Below are 3,805 nucleotides of genomic sequence, written 5' to 3'. Positions count from 1 at the left end.
GGGGGGAGCCTGTCCGGTGCGTTTGCGTGGTTGGGGGGGGGGGGGTGGCCGTGCTGCCCGTGCCCCGCGCCGCCCCCCCCCCCGGGCCCTTCGCGTTCGGCGGTCGCCGTCCTCAGATCGTCACGGTGGCCCGGAAGAGGGTGGTGGCCGTGCCGGCGAGGCGGGTGGGGGTGCCGGTGGCGGGGAGGAAGGCGGACTCGCCGCGGGAGAGGTCGAGGACGGTGCCGTCGGGGCCGGTGAGGCGGGCCGTGCCGGCGGTGCAGAGCAGGATCTGCGGGGTGCGGCCGTCGATCTCGCGGTCGGTGCCGTCCAGCCGGAAGCGGGAGAGGCGGAACTCGTCGATCGGGACGGGGTAGAGCTCCTCGCCCGGGGTGCCGTCCACCGGGGTGGGGTGGAGGACGTCGGGGGCGCCGGCCTCGAAGACGACCACCTTCATGAGCTCGGGCACGTCGATGTGCTTGGGCGTGAGGCCCGCGCGCAGCACGTTGTCGGAGTTGGCCTGGAGCTCGACGCAGACGCCGTGCAGGTAGGCGTGCGGCACGCCGGCGCCCAGGTAGAGGGCCTCGCCCGGGTGCAGCCGGAAGTGGTTGAGCAGCAGGCCGGCGATCAGGCCGCGGTCGCCGGGGAAGTCGCGGGTGATCCGGGCGTACGCCGCGTAGGGGCCCTGCGGGTCCTCCTTGGCGGCGAGGTCCACCTGCGCGGCGGCCTGCCGGACGGCGTCGGCCGCAGTTGCGTCGTCCATGGTGAGGATCGCGGCCAGCGCGCGGCGCAGCGCCTCGGGCTCGTCCCCGGCGCTCAGCAGCTCGATGACCGGGGCGAGCGCGGGCACCGCCAGGCCGGCCAGCAGCGCGGCCGCCTCGGCGGCCGGGCGGAAGCCGCACAGGCCCTCGAACTCATCGAGCGCGCAGATGAGTTCGGGCTTGTGGTTGGCGTCGCGGTAGTTCCGCCGGGGGGCGTCCAGCGGGATGCCGAGGGCGTTCTCGGCGGCGAAGCCGGCCCGGGCCTGGTCGAGCGTGGGGTGGGCCTGGATGGAGATCGGGATGCCGGCCGCGAGGATCTTGAGCAGGAACGGCAGGGTGGGGCCGAAGCGGGCGACGGTCGCGGTGCCGAGCTCGCCCTCGGGGTCCGCGGCGATCAGCTCGTCCAGCGGGCGTGGCCCCGCGCCCCGGTCCGTGCGGGAGGGGTCGCCGGGGTGGGCGCCCATCCACAGTTCGGCCTGCGGCTCGCCGGTGGGGTCCTGCCCGAGGAGTTCGGGGAGGGCGGTGGCCGATCCCCAGGCGTACGGGCGGATGGTGTTGACGAGCCTGTCCATGCGCGCGGTCCTACTCCTTCGCTGCGGTGGCGGGTGTGCCGGATCGTCGGCCAGCGGATCGTCCTCGGCGGGCCGGGCGGGCGGTCCGGGCCGGGGCGAGGCATCGACCCTAGCCGACGCGCGTCACGTGAGGGGAAACGGCGGGCGTCCGGTGCGAGTGCCGTGGTCGCGGCGGCGATCGGGCCGGGGTCCGGCAGGTGCGGTAGTAGGATGCCAGGACCCAGTTGTTTCCACCGTGCGCAGCAGTTTCCGCCGCGGAACCCCTCGGCGGGCCGCCGACGGGAGCGGCGTTCCGGAGTGCGGGCGCGACGGTGACCGGCACTCCCGCCATTGGCCGAGAGGTTTGTACGTGACCGTGAACCAGCCGCGTTTTGCTGATCTCGGCAAGGTGCTGGTGATCATTCCGACGTTCAACGAGGCGGAGAACGTCGAGCGGATCGTCGGACGGGTCCGCACCTCGGTGCCCGAGGCGCACGTCCTGGTGGCCGACGACAACAGCCCCGACGGCACCGGTGAGCTCGCCGACAAGCTGGCCGCCGAGGACCAGCACGTGCACGTCCTGCACCGCAAGGGCAAGGAGGGCCTGGGCGCCGCCTACCTCGCGGGCTTCCGCTGGGGCATCGACAACGGCTACGACGTCCTGGTCGAGATGGACGCGGACGGCTCGCACCAGCCCGAGGAGCTCGACCGGCTGCTCGCCGCGCTGCGCGGCGCCGACCTGGTGCTCGGCTCCCGCTGGGTGCCCGGCGGCCGGGTGGTGAACTGGCCGAAGTCGCGCCTGCTGCTCTCCCGCGGCGGCTCCACCTACTCGCGCCTGATGCTGGGCGTGCCGATCCGCGACGTCACCGGCGGCTACCGCGCCTTCCGCAAGGAGACGCTGCTCGGTCTGGGCATGGACGAGGTGGCCTCGGCCGGCTACTGCTTCCAGGTCGACCTGGCCTGGCGCACGGTGAAGGCCGGCTTCAAGGTCGCCGAGGTGCCGATCACCTTCGTCGAGCGCGAGCTGGGCGCGTCCAAGATGAGCCGCAGCATCGTGATCGAGGCGCTCTGGCGGGTGACCTCGTGGGGCATCGCGGACCGGGTGGCCCGGCTGCGGGGCGCGAAGCGGCGCTGAACCCCTGACGTTCCGGGCGAAGGGCCCGCCGGCTGTGTGAACAGCGGGCGGGCCCTTCGTCGTGTCCGCGGTCGTGCGCGGGTCGGGCCGACTCTCAGCAGCCGCCCTTGAGGGCGCTCTCCGGGAGGTACTGGTCGGCCCAGACGGCCAGCTCGTCGAGCGCGGGGCGCAGGGCCGTGCCCGCGTCGGTGAGGCGGTAGCTCACGCGCAGCGGCGGGCCCGCGTCGACCTCGCGCAGGACCAGACCGGCCTCGGTCAGCTCGGTGAGGCGGTCGGAGAGCATGCGCTCGCTGATGCCGGGGACGGCGCGGCGCAGCTCGGAGAAGTAGGCGGGGCCGCCGTGGTTGAGCACGCCCACGAGCAGGCCCGTCCAGCGCTTGCCGAGCAGCGTGAACACCCGGGTGAGGGCCAGCTCGACGTTGAAGCAGGTGCGCTGTTCGGCGCACGCGTCGGAGGCGGCCGGTTGGCGGTCGGTCACTACCTCGTGCTCGGACATGGCTCCAGCGTACCTGACCGATCCCTAGTGACTGCAGAAAAGTAAGCTGCTACGGTAGTTGCAGCTGCGTGGGAAACGGCAGCTACTTATCCGATGGAGGTACCGTCATGCCCACCCTGCTCCACATCGACTCGTCCGCCGTCGCCGACGGCTCCGTCTCCCGCGAGGTCTCGGCGGCGTTCCGGGCCGCCTGGCAGGCCCAGCACCCCGAGGGCACGGTGGTCTACCGCGACCTCGCCGCCGATCCGGTCCCACACCTCGACGTGCACGGGATCTCGGCGACCTTCGTCCCCGCCGGGGGCCGCACCGCCGAGCAGGACGCCGCGCTCGCCCTGCGCGAGGAGCTGATGACCGAGCTGGAGCAGGCCGACGCGATCGTCATCGGCAGCCCGATGTACAACTTCACGATCCCGTCCACCCTCAAGGCCTGGCTCGACCAGGTCATCCTCATGGGCCGCACCGCCGGCGAGACGCCCTCCGCCAAGGGCACCCCGGTCACCGTGGTCGCCGCCCGCGGCGGCTCCTACGCGCCCGGCGCGCCGCGCGAGCCGTACGAGTTCGTCACCACCTACCTGGAGAAGGTGCTGACCGGGATGCTCGGGCTGGAGGTCGACTTCATCGTCCCCGAGTTCACCCTGGCGCCGAAGGTGCCGGCGATGGCCGACTTCGTCCGGAACGCCGCCGACTCCAAGGCCCGCGCGCTGGAGGACGCCGCCCGCAGGGCCAAGGAGCTCGCCGCCTGAGGCCCGGCCCGCCCGCCGACGTGACCCTCGCCGGGGGGGGGGGGGGCGCCCCCCCGGCGGGCGGCGGGGGGGCGGGGCGGCCGCGCACGCATGTAGTGGTCTGGGCGGGGGGGGGGGTGAGAGCGCCCCGCCCGCCACAC

At 73.9% G+C, this 3,805-nt stretch carries 4 protein-coding genes; 2 read left to right on the top strand and 2 right to left on the bottom strand.

Annotated features, from left to right (window positions below):
* Nucleotides 1-112: 112 nt before the first annotated feature.
* Entirely contained in the window at nt 113-1,312 is a 1,200-nt protein-coding gene (gene manA / locus ACFV4F_RS30385; RefSeq protein WP_380507178.1) for a mannose-6-phosphate isomerase, class I, read from the bottom strand.
* Between the two features lie 349 nt (nt 1,313-1,661).
* On the opposite strand from manA, the gene ACFV4F_RS30380 reads away from it, so the two are divergent.
* Nucleotides 1,662-2,426 (top strand): polyprenol monophosphomannose synthase, encoded by a 765-nt coding sequence (locus ACFV4F_RS30380; protein ID WP_380441690.1) that lies wholly within the window; start codon nt 1,662-1,664, stop codon nt 2,424-2,426.
* A 94-nt stretch (nt 2,427-2,520) separates the two neighbouring features.
* Here ACFV4F_RS30380 and ACFV4F_RS30375 read toward each other — a convergent pair whose 3' ends face one another.
* Nucleotides 2,521-2,922 carry a winged helix-turn-helix transcriptional regulator gene (locus ACFV4F_RS30375; RefSeq protein WP_380441688.1) on the bottom strand — a complete coding sequence of 134 codons (402 nt, stop codon included), beginning with the start codon at nt 2,920-2,922 and terminating at the stop codon, nt 2,521-2,523.
* A gap of 107 nt (nt 2,923-3,029) precedes the next feature.
* Between ACFV4F_RS30375 and ACFV4F_RS30370 the strand changes: the two genes are divergently transcribed.
* Nucleotides 3,030-3,665 carry an FMN-dependent NADH-azoreductase gene (locus ACFV4F_RS30370; protein WP_380507175.1) on the top strand — a complete coding sequence of 212 codons (636 nt, stop codon included), beginning with the start codon at nt 3,030-3,032 and terminating at the stop codon, nt 3,663-3,665.
* The last annotated feature ends 140 nt before the right edge of the window (nt 3,666-3,805 follow it).

This window comes from Kitasatospora sp. NPDC059722 (assembly GCF_042733235.1).
Lineage (GTDB): Bacteria > Actinomycetota > Actinomycetes > Streptomycetales > Streptomycetaceae > Kitasatospora.
Note: the sequence above shows the minus strand (reverse complement) of the source record. Positions and strands in the feature narration are given on the sequence as shown.

Excerpts from the sequence above, each read along its gene's own strand:
- ACFV4F_RS30370 (WP_380507175.1), top strand. The coding sequence starts at position 3,030 with ATGCCCACCCTGCTCCACATCGACTCGTCCGCCGTCGCCGACGGCTCC.
- ACFV4F_RS30375 (WP_380441688.1), bottom strand. The coding sequence starts at position 2,922 with ATGTCCGAGCACGAGGTAGTGACCGACCGCCAACCGGCCGCCTCCGAC.
- manA (WP_380507178.1), bottom strand. The coding sequence starts at position 1,312 with ATGGACAGGCTCGTCAACACCATCCGCCCGTACGCCTGGGGATCGGCC.